This is a genomic window from Ancylobacter sp., assembly GCF_965279025.1.
Lineage (GTDB): Bacteria > Pseudomonadota > Alphaproteobacteria > Rhizobiales > Xanthobacteraceae > Ancylobacter.
On sequence record NZ_OZ257132.1, the window covers coordinates 486,119 to 500,005 of the forward strand.

The following is a 13,887-nucleotide window of genomic DNA, read 5'->3' on the forward strand; positions in this document are numbered from 1 at the left end:
GGCGCGGCTCATTCCGATGATTCCGTGGCTTCCGCAAGGCTTGCCGCGGGAAAACGCTCAATCAGCGCGCGCACCAGCGGCCCCATGCGGCTGCCATTGGAGCCCTTGACCATGACGGCGTCGCCGCCGCGCAGCCGCTCCGCCAGCAACGGCAGCAGCGCCACCGCATCCGGCGCCCAGGCCCCCCGGCGGTTTTCCGGCAGCGCCTCCCACAAGGCCCGCATCAGCGGCCCGGCGCAGAAGACCAGTTCGGCCGACGCGGTCGCCGGGGCGAGGTCGCGGTGCATCTCCTCCCCCCGCGTGCCGAGTTCCAGCATGTCGCCCAGCACGGCGATCCGCCGGCCTCGCCCGGTCGCCGGCGTGGTGCCGAGCACGGCCAGAGCGGCGCGCATTGAGGCCGGATTGGCATTGTAGCTCTCGTCGATCAGCGTCGCCGCTCCGCCCTTCACGCCGAGCGCTGTCCGCACGCCGCGCCCCGGCGGGGGCCCCAGCGCGGACAGCGCCAGCGCGGCGAGGCACAGATCGGCTCCAGCCAGCTTGGCGGCGGCGAGCACGGCAAGGGCGTTCTGCACGATGTGGCGGCCCGGCAGGCCGACCTTGAAGCTCACGCTCTCGCCCATGATGTCGGCGATGGCGGTCGACATATGCGGCTGCAGCTTCACGCAGCTGAGCCGCGCATCGGCTCCTTCCGCCTCGCCGAAGCCGATGATGGTGGTGATGCCCGCCGCTTTCGCCGCCGCCGCCAGCCGCGCGTAATGCGGGTTGTCGCGGTTGAGCACCGCCGCCCCGCCCGGCTCGACACCGGTGAAGATCTCGGCCTTGGCGTCGGCGATGGCCTCCACGCTGTCGAACTGGGCGATATGCACCGGCTCGATGGTGGTGATCACCGCCACATGTGGGCGCACCATGGCGACCAGCGGGGTGATCTCGCCGGGATGGTTCATGCCGAGTTCGAACACGCCATAGGCGCTGGCCTGCGGCATGCGGGCGAGCGAAAGCGGCACGCCCCAATGATTGTTGTACGACGCTGCCGAGGCGTGGGTAGGCCCGTCTGCGCCAAGAGCCAGCGCCAGAGCTTCCTTGGTGGTCGTCTTGCCCACCGAGCCGGTGATGCCGACGATGCGGGCGCCGGTGCGGGCACGCGCCGCACGCCCCACCGCTTCCAGTGCGCCCAGAACGTCGTCGACCGCCAGCAGTGCCGCGCCTTGCGGCATGTCGCCCACTTGCCCTCGTTCCACCACGCTGAGCGCCGCGCCGCGCTGCTGGGCCGTGGGGACATAGGCGTGGCCATCGCTGTTCTCGCCGCGAATGGCGAAGAACACGTCGTCAGGTCGTAGCGTGCGGGTGTCGATCGACACGCCGCCGATGGCGGGCCCGGGCGTGCCGGACAGCGTGCCATCGGTCGCCTGCGCGAGCGCCTCGGGCGTCCAGAGCGGCGAGACCGTGGAACGTCCAGCTTCCATGGCGGTCATCTCCCGAGAAGCCCGACCGCGACGTCGCGGTCCGAAAACGGCAATGTCCGGTCGCCGATAATCTGGCCGGTTTCGTGACCCTTGCCGGCGATCAGCACCACATCTCCGGCCTCGGCCATGCCGATGGCAGCGGCGATGGCCTCGGCGCGGTCGCCGATCTCCGTCGCCTCGGGCGCCGTGGCGAGGATGGCGGCGCGGATCGACGCGGCGTCCTCGCTGCGGGGATTGTCGTCGGTGACGATCACGACATCCGCCTGTTCAGCGGCGATGGCGCCCATGAGCGAGCGCTTGCCGCGGTCCCGGTCGCCGCCGCAGCCGAACACCACGATCAGCCGTCCGCTGGCATAGGGGCGAAGCGCGGCGAGCGCGTTTGCCAGCGCGTCCGGCTTGTGGGCGTAGTCGACGAAAATGGCCGCCTCGTTCTTGGTTCCGACGAGTTCCAGCCGACCCGGGACGCCGGCAAGCGTCTTCAGCAGCGGCAGCACCTCGTCGGCGGGAGAGCCGGTGAGCATGGCGAGGCCCGCCGCTACCAGCGCGTTGCAGGCCTGGAAGGCACCGACAAGCGGCAGCGTCACATCATGGCGCGCCCCGGCGATCTCGATCGCCAGGCGCTGGCCGAAACCCTGATCGGTGCGCGCCAGCAGCGTGATGCCCGCCCCCGCCGTGCCGATGCCGAGAAGGTTCAGCTCATGCTCGGCCGCCACCTGCGCGACATGGCTGCCCTCAGTAGTGTCGACCCACACCGCCGCGCCGCCGCCGCGCGGCACCAGATCGCGGAACAGCCGCATCTTGGCGTCGAGGTAGTCTTCCATGGTCGCGTGATAGTCGAGATGGTCGCGCGAGAGATTGGTGAAGCCGCCGGCCTTCAGGCGCACGCCGTCGAGGCGGTGCTGGTCCAGCCCGTGGGAGGACGCCTCCAGGCACAGATGCGTCACTCCTTCATCCGCCAGCATGTGAAGGGTGCGGTGCAGCTCGATCGGGTCCGGCGTGGTCAACGACCCGTACACGGCGCCGGAAGGGGCGATGACACCGAGCGTGCCGAGGCTGGCGCTCGCAAAGCCGAGGCCCTGCCAGAGCTGCCGGGCGAAGGCGGCGACGGAGGTCTTTCCCGAGGTGCCGGTGACGGCGGCGATCGTCGCGGGCTGGTGCGGGAAGGCCCGCGCGGCCGCGAGCGCAACCGCACGACGCGCATTGCCGACCCGCACATAGGAAATGGCGGGATCGAAGCCCTCCGGCCGCTCCGCCTCCGCGACCACGGCGACAACGCCGCGCGCGATGGCGTCGCGGGCATAGCCGAGACCGTCGACCTTGGCACCCGAGAGCGCGAAGAAAACGTCGCCTGCCCGCGCGCTGCGGCTGTCGAGCGAAGGCTCGCCGACCGCGATCTCGGGGTCGGCGCCGGCATAGTCGGCGTCCTCGCCGATCAGGCCCCGCAGGGTCAGGTGGCGCGCGCAGTCGACTGTGGGTCGCATCCGGTCAGGCATTGGCGTCGTCCTGCGCGCCGCTGCCGGCGCCCTTTCACATCACTGTGCCCGCGCCAGCGTGGTGTTGGCGAGCAGGCTTTCGGCCGACGGCACATCGGTACGCGGCATGATGCCGAGCATGGGCCCGATGCGGGAGATGATCTTGCCCGTGGTCGGCGCCGCGTTCCAGCCGGCGGTGGCGTAGCCGTAGGTGCCCTCGACAGCCTGCGGCTCGTCCAGCATCACCAGCACAAGGTATTGCGGATTGTCCATCGGGAAGACGCCCGTGAAGGTCGTGAGCAGCTTGGTCTTCGAGTAGCGGCCATTGATCACCTTCTCCGCGGTGCCAGTCTTTCCGCCAGCATAGAAGCCGGGAACGTTGACCTTCTTTGCCGACCCCTTCTCGGCATTGAGGCGCAGCAGATAGCGCATCTTGGCGCTGGTCTCCGGCTTGATGATCGGAGTGCCGACCGCAAGGGCCTCCTCCCGCGTGCGCTTGAGGAAGGTCGGGGGGATGAGGTAGCCGCCATTGACCAGCGCGTTCACCGCCATCACCGCCTGCAGCGGTGCGACGGCGAGGCCGTGACCGAAGGCGATGGTGGCGGTGTTCACCTCGCCCCAGCGCTTGGGCACGATCGGCATGGCGCTCTCGGGCAGTTCGGTGCGCAGGCGATCAAGCTGCCCGGCCTTGGCGAGGAACGCCTTGTGGGCATCGACACCCAGCGACAGCGCCATCTTGGCGGTGCCGATATTGGAGGAGAAGAGGAACACTTCCGGCAGCGTCAGGACGCGGTTCTCGGCGTGGTAGTCGCTGATGCGGAAGCGGCCAAAGCTCAGCGCCCCCCGCGCGTCCAGCGTCGAGTTGATGTTGAAACGGCCGCTGTCCAGCGCCATCGCGAAGGTCAGCGCCTTGAAGGTGGACCCCATCTCGAACACGCCGGTGGTCAGGCGGTTGAGGTTCTTGGGGTCGAGCGACCGGGCGGGATCGTTGGCGTCGAAGTCCGGCAGCGACGCCATGGCGACGATCTCGCCGGTGCGCACATCCACCACCGTGCCGGCGGCGGCGATGGCCTTGAACTTCTCCTTGGCGGTGAAGAGCTCGTCACGCAGCACGTGCTGCACCCGCAGATCCAGCGCCAGTTCCACCGGCTCCTGCTGGCGGTCGGAGGCGAAGCCGGCCAGGTGAAGGTCGGCAAGGCCGCGCGTGTCGACCCATTTCTCGATGCCAGCTATGCCCTGGTTGTCGATATTGGTCGAGCCAAGCACATGCGCGCCCAACGTCCCGCCGGGATAGACGCGGCGATTCTCGGTCATGAAGCCGATGCCCGGCAGGCCGAGATTGTGGATCTCGCGCTGCTGCTGCGGGGTAATGTCGCGTCGCAGCCAGACGAAACCGCGATCAGTGGAGAGGCGCTGGCGCAGCTCGTTGGCATCGAGGTCGGGCAGGACGGCGGTGAGCGCCTCGACCGCCTCGTCGACATCGATCAGTCGGCGCGGCTCGCCATAGAGCGAGGCGGACTTCACATCGGTGGCCAGCACCAGCCCATTGCGGTCGAGAATGTCCGGCCGCGCCGAGGCCACGGCGTCGGTGGCGACAATGCGGCGCGCCACCGAGCCTTCGGGCGCCGAGGCGAGCATAGCAAGACGTCCGCCAATGGCGAGGTAGACGCCAGCGAACACCATCATGCATAGAACGATCCGCGCCCGCGCCACCTCATGCGCCTCCGGGCGCCCCCGGCCGAAGGCGGCACGCACGATGGCGAGAACACCGCGCGGCAGCCACAGCGGCAGGCGCGCGAGTTTTTGGCCGAGGCCGGAGGCGGGGGTCTTTGCGACGTTGCTCATGGTGCCACCTCGGGGATTCACTGGCCGATATCGCCGGGGGGAAGCATCGGCGCGCCCGCGGCGGGATCGAGCGGTGCGCCGACAATGCCTTGCGGCCCGGCCAGGCTCCGGCGCGGGGCGCCCATCGTGCCGGCCGAGGGCATGGCGGACAGCGGCAGCGGTTCTGCCGAGAAGGGCTGCTCGGGAAGCGGCGCGTCGTCGGGCAGCCGTGCGACGGGGGCGGTGCGTGCCGGCTTGGCAGGTTTGGGTGCAGCGGCGGGCGCCGGCGCGGGGTTCAGCGACGGGCCGTCCACCAGTGCCTCGATCATGCCGCCCAGCGCATCGCCGCCCGCTTCCGACTTGGCGGGCAGCATGGCGAGGCGGTCCATGTGATCGACATCGAGCGGCTGCATGTCGAGATGCTTCTCCGCCAGTGCCTGGATGCGATCGGGTGCGGTGCGGCGGGCCCATTCGGCGTGCAGCAGGGCGATGCGGTCGCGCTCGCCACGGATTTCGGTCCGCAGCTTGGCTATCTCCTGCGCCTCGAAGGCCGAGGAATATTTCACGTGGTAGACGATGCCCGCCGCAGCGAGCAGCGCGATGACCGAGACGGCGTTGAGTATGCGGAACATGTCTCGACCTCAGCGGCGGCGGTGGGCGTCAAGGACGGGCAAGGGCGGCAACAGCGAGCCGAGGTCGCCATAGGGATGAGCGGGCGCCGTGGTGCGCGCGGCGGCGCGTAGCTTGGCGGAACGGGCGCGGGAATTGCCGGCGCGCTCCTCCTCGCCCGCCTCGACCGCGCCGCGGGCCACCAGCGTGAAGCTGGGCGCCGCACCCGACACGGCGGGCAGATGGCGCGATCCGGCGGCGACCTTGGAGCGGTTGGCGAGGAAATTCTTGACGATGCGGTCTTCCAGCGAATGGAAGGTCACCACCACCAGCCGCCCGCCAGGCTTCAGCACCCGCTCGGCGGCGGCGAGCGCCCGGGCGAGTTCGCCCAGCTCGTCATTCACCGCGATGCGCAGCGCCTGGAAGGTGCGGGTCGCCGGGTGCGGCTCGTGCGGCTTGGCCCACACCACCTTCGACACGATGTCGGCGAGCTGCAGCGTGCGCTCGATCGGCGCTTCGGCCCGCGCGGCGAGGATCGCCTTGGCCACGGCGCGCGAATGGCGCTCTTCGCCGAAGCGGTAGATGAGGTTGGCGAGCTCGGTGTCGGAAAGCTTGCCCACCAGATCGGCGGCAGAAGGCCCCTCCTGCGACATGCGCATGTCGAGCGGCCCGTCACGGCGGAAGGAGAATCCGCGCTCGCCCTCGTCGATCTGCATAGAGGACACGCCGATATCGAGCACGACGCCGTCCACCAGCGCCTCGCCGGCCCCCTGTGCCACTTCGTCGAGCGCGCTGAAGCGCTCCGGCACCAGCGTCAGCCGACCGCCGAATTCGTCGACCATCGCCTGCCCGTCGCGGATGGCGTTGGGGTCGCGGTCGATGGCAATCACCCGGCAATCGGCGGCAGCGAGGATGGCGCGCGTATAGCCGCCGGCGCCGAAGGTGCCGTCGATATAGATGCCGCCCGGCTGCGGGGCGAGATGTTCGAGAACTTCGCTCAGAAGGACAGGCAGATGGCGGGCCGGTCCGCCGGCAGCGTCCGTCTCCGAACCGCCGCGACCCGCCATCATGCCCCATCGGCGCGGGAATCCCGCGTCGCCCCCTGAGAGCCGATCTCCTGCTTCAGCGCGCGTACCTTGGCAGTGGCCTCCGCCAGATGCGCCCGGAAGCGATCGGGCTCCCAGATTCGAAAATGATCCCCGAGGCCAACCAGAACGGCCTCGTCCTTGATATGCGCATGGGCCTTCAGCCCCTCGCCGAGCATCACGCGGCCCTCCGGATCGAGTTTCACCATCTCGATCGCCCCGTAGAGCGCGCCCGCAAGTTCCTCCCGCGCTTCCGAATAGGGCGGATAGCGCGCGATCAGGCCGTCGATCCCCGCCATTAGCTGCGCGCCGCCCGCCTGGAGGGCGGGAAGGTCGAGCGCCGGATGGCAATACAGGTGCTCCAGCCCATCCCGCGCCAGAAGTGCGCGGTACGGCGCCGGGATCGACATCCGGCCCTTGGAATCGAGCCGCATCGGATAGGTCGATACGAAACGTTCCATCGGCCCGGTACGCCCCTACGCAAACAATTCCCGCAGGGTCCGCAACACGCAGGCAACGCCGGACGACGGGCGCCGGAAAGGCGCCATCGGCATTGCTTACGCGGTACTGCAACGGGATGATTTGGGATACCATGGGACACGATGGGCGTCAATGGAATGAGCGTTGCGAGCCCACGTCCTGTGAAGGCTCCACAGGTGTGATTCCGCCGCGCTCGGCGTTCGGCGATTAACGCCCCATGAACCTTAAGAATCTGTTGAATCACCCGCACGGCGGGCTTAGCTCGTGCGCATGACCGACGCTCCCGACGCTTTTCCGCCCGACTCGCCGCTGGTTGCCGAGGTTCTGCCCTCGCCCAACCACGGCCCGCGCCTCGGCGTTTCTCGGCCGGACATGCTGCTGCTGCACTACACCGGCATGCAGTCCACGCCGGAAGCGCTCGCTTGGCTGCGTGCCCCCGAGCGGCAGGTGTCGGCGCATTACCTCGTGCTGGAAGACGGGCGCATCCTCCAGCTGGTGCCGGAAGAGCGACGGGCCTGGCATGCCGGCGCCGCCTTCTGGGCCGGCGCCACCGACATCAACTCCCACTCCATCGGCATCGAGATCGCCAATCCCGGGCATGATTTCGGCTACCCGCCCTTCCCCGCCATCCAGATCGAGGCCGTCACCACGCTGGCCAAGGACATTCTTTCCCGCCAGCCGATCCCGCCCGACCGGGTGCTTGCCCATTCCGACGTCGCCCCGGCGCGCAAGAACGATCCCGGCGAGAAATTTCCCTGGGACGTCCTGTATCGCTTCGGCGTCGGTCATCTGGTGGAGGAAGCGCCGCCCAGCGATGGCCGCTTCTTCATGCGCGGCGAGCATGGCCAGCCGATCGAGGCCCTGCAGGCCATGCTCGCGCTCTATGGCTATGGCGTGCCGGTGAGCGGCACCTATTGCGAGACGACGGAAGCCGCCGTGCGCGCCTTCCAGCGCCATTTCCGCCGCAGCCGGGTCGACGGCGTTGCCGACGTCTCGACGCTGGCGACGCTCTATGCGCTGTGCGCCTCGCGCCCGGAGCCGGCGGGTGGGACGGCCGCGGAACAGGCCTGAATCCGCCCGAAATAACGCCATGCGCATATTGCGGGCAATGGGCGACAGGATGCTGCGCTGCACGCGCCGCTCGCGAAACATCCGTTCCTGAACGCTGCGATTGCACCACATTCGTCGCTCTCACGGCGACCTTGGGCGCTCGCGCGTTCCGATTGCGGCCAGCGCCGCAGGCGTTAGGTCACATTCGAGACAGATTTGGATAGGCTTTTCCGGCCGTCGCAACCGGATGAAAAGGCCATAGCCGCGTAATGAATGTCTCGCGAGTGCTCAGTGCTTCACTTGTCGCCTCTCTCTTCACTGTCTTTTCGGCAAACATCGCGAGTGCGAAATCAGCAACCGAGCGATCCAACCCGCTAATCGAAAAATCCTCTTCTGTTACTGCGACTTCCAGCGGAAATAGCCTCGAAGCCCTCGTCGATCGCGAGGCACGCGCCCAGGGCATTCCGATCGCCCTGGCCCGCGCCGTGGTACGCATCGAGAGCAATTGGAAGACGCAGACCACCGGCCGTGCCGGGGAGGTCGGTCTCATGCAGATCAAGCACCAGACCGCCCGCGGCATGGGCTACCGGGGCTCGCGCGCCAAGCTCTACGAGCCCGCCACCAACATCGCCTGGGGCATGCGCTACCTCGCCGGGGCCTACAAGCTCGCCGGCGGCGACACGTGCGGCACCGTGATGCGCTACCAGGGCGGGCACGGCGCCAAGCGCATGTCCTCCACGGCGCGCAGCTATTGCAGCAAGGCCCGCACAATCATGGCCTCGAACTGAGTCTTGGGCCTCTGGCCTGCGCCTGCCGCACGGACGGATGTGTTCCGCGTAGCCCGTGCCGCAGGCGCGCCCGCCGGGGTCCTTCCACCGGCGTTGTCCCACCCCGCACTTGACGTGGGCGCCCCGCTCCCGCATGTGCTCACCCGCCAGCCGGCCGGACGGCCGCGTCACCTCCCTGGGGTGCCGAGGAAAGTCCGGGCTCCACGGAGACACGGTGCCGGATAACGTCCGGCGGGGGTAACCCTAGGGAAAGTGCCACAGAAATCAGACCGCCACGGGTTCGCCCGGGGTAAGGGTGAAACGGTGCGGTAAGAGCGCACCGCGCGTCCGGCAACGGAAGCGGCACGGCAAACCCCACCGGGAGCAAGGTCGTATAGGGGTGGCGCGGAGCTTCGGCTTCAGGTCCCGTCTTCGGACAGCCGCCCGGGTTGACTGCTCGAGGCGCCAAGTAATTGGCGTCCCAGAGGAATGGCCGTCACGTGGGAGAAATCCCGCCATACAAAACCCGGCTTACAGGCCGGCTGGCACCCCTTTTCCGCGCGCCATTTGGCGGCGGGCCGCAGGCTTGCTACTGCTTCGCTCCCGCCAGCAGAAGGAGCCCGCTATGGCGATCCGCATCATTCTCGCCGGCGCCACCGGATGGGTCGGCCGCGCCCTCGCGCCCGCCCTCGCGACGGCGCCGGACCTCGAACTCGTCGCCGGCGTCGCCCGCTCCCATGCGGGCAAGGACCTCGGCACCGCGCTTGGCGGCCAGGCCTCCGGCGTGCCGGTGTTCGCCAGCGTCGCGGAAGCGCTGTCCGTGCCGGGGGACGTGCTCATCGACTACACCAAGCCCGGCGTGGTGAAGGCCAATGCCCGCGCGGCGCTGGAAGCCGGGCTGTGCGTCGTCATCGGCACCTCCGGGCTCGGCGCCGCCGACTATGCCGAGTTGGACGAGGTGGCGCAGGCGCACAAGGCCGGCCTGTTGGCCGCCGGCAATTTCTCCATCACCGCGACGTTGCTCAAGCGCTTCACGCTGGAGGCGGCGAAGTATGTCGCCGATGTCGAACTCATCGACTACGCCTCCGCCGGCAAGCCGGACGCGCCCTCCGGCACCGGCCGCGAGCTCGCGGAAGCGCTGGCGGGCCTGCGCCAGCCGGCGACGTCGCGCCCGGTCTCCGAGGTGGTCGGCGTGCCGGAGACGCGCGGCGGTGCGTTTGGCGACGCGCCGCGCGAGGTGCGGGTGCACGCACTGCGGCTGCCCTCCTTCGTGCTCGGCGTAGAGGCGATCTTCGGCGCGCCGGACGAGCGGTTGACGATCCGCCACGACGCCGGCTCATCCGCCGCGCCCTATGTCGCCGGCACGCTGCTCGCGGCGCGCAAGGTACAGGGATGGGTTGGGGTTAAGCGCGGGCTCGACACGCTGCTCGACTGAAGCCGTCGCGGCTCAGTCGGCGCCTGGCTCGGCCTCGGGGCCGGGGATCGGACTGGCGAAGGCGCGCTCGGTGGTGAAGGAGCGTACATTGCCGGTCGCCCCCGTCGGCGTGGTGTCCAGCCCCAGCCATTTCGCCAGCGGAATGCTGCCCGGCGGCAGCAGGCCCGGCGGCCGGGTGCGGGCCGGCGTCGCGGGAGCGGGCGCCACCGGAGCCGGCGCGGGATAGCCTTGCGCGGGGTAGGTCTGCGCCGGGTAGCCCTGCGCGGCCGGGGCCGCCGGATAGGGATCGGGCGCATAGCCGCCATTGGCGTAGGGATCGGCCGCCGGCGGTGGGGTCAGCACCATGGGCGCGCCCACATTTCCTGACGGCGCGCGGGCTGCCGGGGCGGGGTAGCCCTGTTGCGCCGGATAGCTTTGCGCGGCCGGATAGACCGGAGCCGGCGCGGCCTGCACCGCCGCCGGGCGGGACGGCGCCTGGGCCGCGGGAGCTCGTGGAGCCAGCGGGCGGGGAGCGGGCGCCAGAGGAGCGGGCGCAACACCTTCGTCATAGCCCTCCTGGCCGGACCCTTCCGCCCCATAGTTTTCCGTCGGCTCGGCCTCCGGCGCCGATGACATCGGACCGGCGGGCCAGGACGCGCCATAAGGCGGGGCTTTGTAGGGCGGTGCCTTGAAGACCGGCAGGTTGGGGGGCCTAGGCCGCTGCGCCGCCGGCTTGCAGGTCGAACTGCCGGACGCCCGGCGCATCAGGTCCACATGGATATGGTCGTAGTGATAGACATTGGAGCCGGGCGCCAGCACCACGGTGAAGCGCTCGCAGGCATCCGCCTGCACGGTCAGCAGGAATCCACGCGCGTCGGCGCTGCCCTTCCAGTCTTTCCTCACCGAGATCTCGCGCCCGTCGGCCAGCACGAAGCCGCCAATGTCGAGGCCGTTGCCGAAGGCGTGCTCGGAAATCTTGCCCGTCGACGCGCCGTTCATCCGCCGGCACGAATAGGACGACATCTGCTTCACCTTGACCACCGGCTGGCCGAACCAGGCCATGGCGGCGGACTGCACGTCCTGCGACAGCCACTGGTCGACGGCGGAGGTCATGGGGCAGGCCAGCGTGGCGCGGGGCGAGACCTCGACCGTTCCCTCGGCCAGAGCCGTGATGCGGAAGGCATGGTCCATGCCGCATGTGCCGGCGCCGTTGATCGCCCTGTCCGGGACGATGAAGGCGGAGGGCTTTACGCGGCCCTCCGCCAGACACCGTTCCTCAGCCTCCGTGCGCCAGGGTTCGCGCTGTTCATACAGCCCGAACTTGCAGCCGGAGAGCCCCAGAAGGACGAGCGGGGCTACGAGAAACCAGGATACGCCGCGCGTCATGGTGAGACGCTAGCGGCACTTGGTTGACAGCGGGTTAAGCAGCGGGCCGCCTGAGCCCCGGAGCGCGATTTTCCGTCGCTACGCCGCCTGCGCGGGCACGTCACCTGAGGCAATTTTGCCGAGGGCGCGGCGGGCGATGCTCGCGGCGAAGAGCGGCGTCTCGCGGCGGTTGTGGTCGCCGCCCGCTTCCTGGCGGGCCAGGGCGGCCTGCTCGAACGTCTGGCCGTGCGCCGCAATGAAGTCCAGGAACACGTCTGTGGGGTGAGAGGTGACGCGGTTGGTGTAGCGGGTGCGCCCGCCCTCGATCGCCTCGGCCATCAGCTCCCAGATGACGTTGACCTGCGTGCGACCAACGGGGGTAAACACGTCGGAGATCGAATTCATCCGGCAGTAGCTCGGCGTCGCTTCCTCGGCGACGTAGTGCTGCACCACCAGCGCGGTGCCGATCATCTCGACATTGATGACCATGCGGCGGCCGTCATCCGTGGTCGTGACGCCGGAGCCGATATGGTCGGGCGGGCAGCAACGCAGATACTCGGCTTCCGGCAGGGTGAAAAGCCAGTCGGCGATGTCGACCTTGTCGAAGGCGACGTCGATCTCGGCGGTATAGGCAGACTGCGAGAGTATCTTGTCGGTGAGGACTTTCATGGGACTGTTCCTTGGACCACGCATGAACTTTCAGCGGCCGGGCCGGCCATGGCCCGACGCAGCGATGACGCTGGAAAAGCTTATGCATCAGCCACGGCCGCGCGCTTTGCGCGTTCGAACGTCACTGCGTGCAACGACAAACGGCCGGGCGATCGCCCGGCCGTTTTCGCGTGCAAAGGCCGCTCCGAGGTGTGGAGGGTCGGTTCGATGAGGTGGACGATGAGACCGATGAGACCGACGAGACCGGTCCGACCGACCGGCCTCGCGGGGCGTGCCGCTCAATGTCCGAGGTTCTTGACGATGTCCTCGACCATTTTCTTGGCGTCGGCGAACAGCATCATGGTGTTGTCGCGGAAGAACAGCTCGTTCTCCACGCCGGCATAGCCCGCCGCCATGCCGCGCTTGATGAACAGCACCGTCTTGGCCTTCTCCACGTCGAGGATCGGCATGCCGTAGATCGCCGAGGTCGGGTCGGTCTTCGCCGCCGGGTTGGTCACGTCATTGGCGCCGATGACGAAGGCCACGTCCGCCTGCGCGAACTCCGAGTTGATGTCCTCGAGCTCGAACACCTCGTCATAGGGCACGTTGGCCTCGGCCAGCAGCACGTTCATGTGCCCGGGCATGCGCCCCGCCACCGGGTGGATGGCGTACTTGACCTCGACGCCCTCCTCCTTGAGACGGTCGCCCATCTCGCGCAGCGCGTGCTGGGCCTGCGCCACCGCCATGCCGTAGCCCGGCACGATGATGACCTTGGAGGCGTTCTTCATGATGAAGGCCGCGTCCTCGGCCGAGCCCTGCTTCACCGGGCGGCTTTCCACCGCGCCGGCCGGGCCGCCCGCCGCGTCGCCGCCGAACCCGCCCAGGATCACCGAGATGAACGAGCGGTTCATCGCCTTGCACATGATGTAGCTCAGGATCGCGCCGGACGAGCCCACCAGCGCGCCGGTGATGATCAGCGCCGTGTTGCCCAGCGTGAAGCCGATGCCCGCCGCCGCCCAGCCGGAATAGGAGTTCAGCATCGACACCACCACCGGCATGTCGGCGCCGCCGATCGGGATGATGATGAGGCCGCCCAGCACCAGCGCCGCGATCACGATCAGCCAGAACACCGTGTGGCTTTCGCTCATGACCAGCACGCCGATCAGCACCACGATCAGGCCCGCGAGCCCGGCATTGATCACGTGCCGGAACGGCAGCATGATCGGCTTGCCCGACATGTTGCCGTTGAGCTTGGCGAAGGCGATCACCGAACCTGTAAAGGTGATGGCGCCGATGGCGACGCCGAGGCTCATCTCGATCAGCGCCTGGGCGTGGATGTGGCCGGGATCGCCGATGCCGAACGCCGCCGGCGCGTAGAGCGCCGCCGCCGCCACCATCACCGCCGACAGGCCGACCAGCGAATGGAAGGCCGCCACCAGCTGCGGCATCTGCGTCATGGCGATCTTGCGGGCGATGACGGCGCCGGCGCCGCCGCCAATGGCGAGGCCGCCGATCACCAGCGCCCAGCCGCCCAGCCCCGCCGGGGGCGAGGCGGCCAGCGTCGTCAGAATGGCGATGGTCATGCCGACCATGCCGAAGATGTTGCCCTGGCGCGAGGTCACCGGGCTCGACAGCCCGCGCAGCGCCAGGATGAACAGGACCCCCGAGACGAGGTAGAGAAGCGCGACGAGATTGGCGTTCATGTCAGCG

12 protein-coding genes and 1 other RNA gene are annotated in these 13,887 nt (G+C 69.0%); 4 read left to right on the top strand and 9 right to left on the bottom strand.

All coding sequences use genetic code 11. The features are described 5' to 3' along the window. Positions 1–8 precede the first annotated feature (8 nt). Genes ACQY76_RS02245 through ACQY76_RS02270 form a run of 6 tightly spaced genes read right to left on the bottom strand, consistent with a single transcriptional unit; the run spans position 9 to position 6,914 of the window. Positions 9–1,463, bottom strand: a complete 1,455-nt coding sequence (locus ACQY76_RS02245) for a UDP-N-acetylmuramoylalanyl-D-glutamyl-2,6-diaminopimelate--D-alanyl-D-alanine ligase (RefSeq protein WP_428031297.1) — start codon at positions 1,461–1,463, stop codon at positions 9–11. Between the two features lie 5 nt (positions 1,464–1,468). After that, positions 1,469–2,956 (bottom strand): UDP-N-acetylmuramoyl-L-alanyl-D-glutamate--2,6-diaminopimelate ligase, encoded by a 1,488-nt coding sequence (locus ACQY76_RS02250; RefSeq protein ID WP_428031298.1) that lies wholly within the window; start codon positions 2,954–2,956, stop codon positions 1,469–1,471. Positions 2,957–2,995: 39 nt separating this feature from the next. Then, positions 2,996–4,780 carry a peptidoglycan D,D-transpeptidase FtsI family protein gene (locus ACQY76_RS02255; RefSeq protein WP_428031299.1) on the bottom strand — a complete coding sequence of 595 codons (1,785 nt, stop codon included), beginning with the start codon at positions 4,778–4,780 and terminating at the stop codon, positions 2,996–2,998. A gap of 17 nt (positions 4,781–4,797) precedes the next feature. Continuing rightward, positions 4,798–5,391 (bottom strand): cell division protein FtsL, encoded by a 594-nt coding sequence (gene ftsL / locus ACQY76_RS02260; protein WP_428031300.1) that lies wholly within the window; start codon positions 5,389–5,391, stop codon positions 4,798–4,800. A gap of 9 nt (positions 5,392–5,400) precedes the next feature. Further along, entirely contained in the window at positions 5,401–6,438 is a 1,038-nt protein-coding gene (gene rsmH / locus ACQY76_RS02265; RefSeq protein ID WP_428031301.1) for a 16S rRNA (cytosine(1402)-N(4))-methyltransferase RsmH, read from the bottom strand. Then, positions 6,435–6,914, bottom strand: a complete 480-nt coding sequence (locus ACQY76_RS02270) for a division/cell wall cluster transcriptional repressor MraZ (protein WP_428031302.1) — start codon at positions 6,912–6,914, stop codon at positions 6,435–6,437. The genes rsmH and ACQY76_RS02270 overlap by 4 nt, the downstream gene beginning before the upstream one ends. Positions 6,915–7,203: 289 nt before the next feature. Between ACQY76_RS02270 and ACQY76_RS02275 the strand changes: the two genes are divergently transcribed. The 4 genes from ACQY76_RS02275 to dapB all read left to right on the top strand — a co-directional run bounded on the left by ACQY76_RS02275 (position 7,204) and on the right by dapB (position 10,185). Beyond that, positions 7,204–8,004, top strand: a complete 801-nt coding sequence (locus tag ACQY76_RS02275; RefSeq protein WP_428031303.1) for an N-acetylmuramoyl-L-alanine amidase — start codon at positions 7,204–7,206, stop codon at positions 8,002–8,004. Between the two features lie 464 nt (positions 8,005–8,468). After that, positions 8,469–8,771, top strand: coding sequence for a transglycosylase SLT domain-containing protein (locus ACQY76_RS02280; RefSeq protein WP_428031304.1), 303 nt, complete (start codon positions 8,469–8,471; stop codon positions 8,769–8,771). A 146-nt stretch (positions 8,772–8,917) separates the two neighbouring features. Then, positions 8,918–9,300: RNase P RNA component class A (gene rnpB / locus ACQY76_RS02285), an RNA gene on the top strand. A 75-nt stretch (positions 9,301–9,375) separates the two neighbouring features. Beyond that, positions 9,376–10,185, top strand: coding sequence for a 4-hydroxy-tetrahydrodipicolinate reductase (dapB, locus tag ACQY76_RS02290; protein ID WP_428031305.1), 810 nt, complete (start codon positions 9,376–9,378; stop codon positions 10,183–10,185). Positions 10,186–10,197: 12 nt separating this feature from the next. Here dapB and ACQY76_RS02295 read toward each other — a convergent pair whose 3' ends face one another. The 3 genes from ACQY76_RS02295 to ACQY76_RS02305 form a co-directional block, all read right to left on the bottom strand. Then, complete coding sequence (locus ACQY76_RS02295; protein ID WP_428031306.1) at positions 10,198–11,550, bottom strand: extensin family protein; 1,353 nt, start codon at positions 11,548–11,550, stop codon at positions 10,198–10,200. Between the two features lie 78 nt (positions 11,551–11,628). Next, the gene (locus ACQY76_RS02300; RefSeq protein ID WP_428031307.1) at positions 11,629–12,198 is read right to left on the bottom strand and encodes a hypothetical protein; all 570 of its coding nucleotides are present in this window, start codon (positions 12,196–12,198) and stop codon (positions 11,629–11,631) included. A 278-nt stretch (positions 12,199–12,476) separates the two neighbouring features. After that, positions 12,477–13,880, bottom strand: coding sequence for an NAD(P)(+) transhydrogenase (Re/Si-specific) subunit beta (locus ACQY76_RS02305; RefSeq protein WP_428031308.1), 1,404 nt, complete (start codon positions 13,878–13,880; stop codon positions 12,477–12,479). Positions 13,881–13,887: the final 7 nt, after the last annotated feature.